Origin of the sequence: Exiguobacterium sp. s150 (genome assembly GCF_018618435.1) — a bacterium.
GTDB classification, from domain to species: Bacteria; Bacillota; Bacilli; order Exiguobacteriales; family Exiguobacteriaceae; genus Exiguobacterium; species Exiguobacterium alkaliphilum.
The window spans coordinates 1-1,465 of record NZ_JACSMC010000069.1 but is presented as its reverse complement, the minus strand read 5'-3'; the positions used below and the strand labels follow the sequence as shown (position 1 = coordinate 1,465).

Here is a 1,465-nt window from a genome sequence, read left to right as displayed (position 1 = left end):
CCCCGACTCCTGCAGGAGAGCAATCCGACGGAGACCCAGCAGCGACGCTAGTCGCGATGCGGCTCCGGGATTGCCTGCGGAAAGCGTGGGCGTCGAAAGGACGAGCGATTCGATTGAGGTTAGTCAACAAGCTGAGGACTGAAAAAGATTCAGTCCATAAGGTTGTTATGCTTCTTTTTTCTTCACTTTATAAAATAAACTACCAATAAAACCAATTAAACCTCCCAATGAGAGAATAAGAAATGGAAATGTAAAACCATGAGTAATTATATTGTACATCCCGCTAAAAAATAGAAGAAGGCAGCTAATTATACTAATAAAATATCTTATCAATTGTTTTCCCCCTTAACTATTTGTTCTAGCTTAGATTATTTAGTGAATGATTTGTTATGATTTTTCTCCATGGTAAGTGAACCACTTATTGATACAATCACTTTTCAAGGAAGATGATATTAATTCAATACTTCTATAGAGTCCACTCATCCTCGAACTGGACGAATCCGTCCGTCGCATGACGGAACGACTGATAAATCGATTCGAGCGCCGCATAGCGACTCTCCGCTTCCACCACTTGCGTCAACACCTCATCATTAATCATATGGAATTCAATTTCATACGATTTCATGTCGTCTCCTCCGTTACACTCATGATGTCCTTCTACCGCTCGTCACCGTCTGCCAGACTTATTTTCATCTCCTTGCTTACACACTCCCTTGCAAAATCCCGAAATCTTTCTCAGTCATGTTCGGAATTTCTTGTTTCATCTCTTTGATACTCGCTACAAGTTCCTCATCAGAGAGATCAATGCTTTCTTCAAGTGCTGTCAGTAGTCTATTTCCCATTTGATGCATGGATGAATACGTGATCCAACCTGAAATCACACCTCCAGCGATAGGAATCACTTTCGAAATCCCTTGCGTGAAAGATTTTCTCGTCATCTTCAACCCGATGTAGCTTCCCATCTTCTTAAGAATCGGATAATAAATCGTCTGCATCATTGCTCGATTCGGAATTTTCTTTAATGCTTGTTTGGATAATTGCGAAGACAACACTTTAATGGTGGCCGTCGCTCCACCTACACCAAACATGACACCGAGAAACAAAATCAATTCTCCCCTCACTCGATTGACATCTAAGCCATTCTCACTCCAAAAATCTTCATATCCATAGATATAACCAATTTCTTGAGCCACTCGAAGCGCTACACCAAAGAATTGAGCAGTGTCCGCTGGAACAGTGGCCGCCATGACCACCCCACCAGGTAACCCCGCTGCAAACGAAGCCGATGAACTTTTCATCGTTCGATTCAAAATGGTCTTCTTTGCGACTCGTCGAATCAACTTTTTTGAAACGTTTGATTAAACTGGTCCTTTTTCTAAACTGTACCCTGAGTAGTAGACACTAAAAAAGTCTACTGCTCAGGGTTTTTGTGTACACTGAACTAAATCATATTGGGAGTGAATTC

General features: G+C 41.7%; 2 protein-coding genes. Both read right to left on the bottom strand.

What is annotated here, in order from left to right:
* Window positions 1–466 precede the first annotated feature (466 nt).
* Window positions 467–625 carry a hypothetical protein gene (locus tag KNP76_RS15490; RefSeq protein ID WP_214845039.1) on the bottom strand — a complete coding sequence of 53 codons (159 nt, stop codon included), beginning with the start codon at window positions 623–625 and terminating at the stop codon, window positions 467–469.
* A 76-nt stretch (window positions 626–701) separates the two neighbouring features.
* Entirely contained in the window at window positions 702–1,298 is a 597-nt protein-coding gene (locus KNP76_RS15485) for a bacteriochlorophyll 4-vinyl reductase (RefSeq protein WP_214845038.1), read from the bottom strand.
* Between the last annotated feature and the right edge of the window lie 167 nt (window positions 1,299–1,465).

Bases quoted from the DNA above. Each gene is read 5' to 3' on its own strand.
- KNP76_RS15485 (WP_214845038.1), bottom strand. From the start codon at position 1,298: ATGAAAAGTTCATCGGCTTCGTTTGCAGCGGGGTTACCTGGTGGGGTG.
- KNP76_RS15490 (WP_214845039.1), bottom strand. From the start codon at position 625: ATGAAATCGTATGAAATTGAATTCCATATGATTAATGATGAGGTGTTG.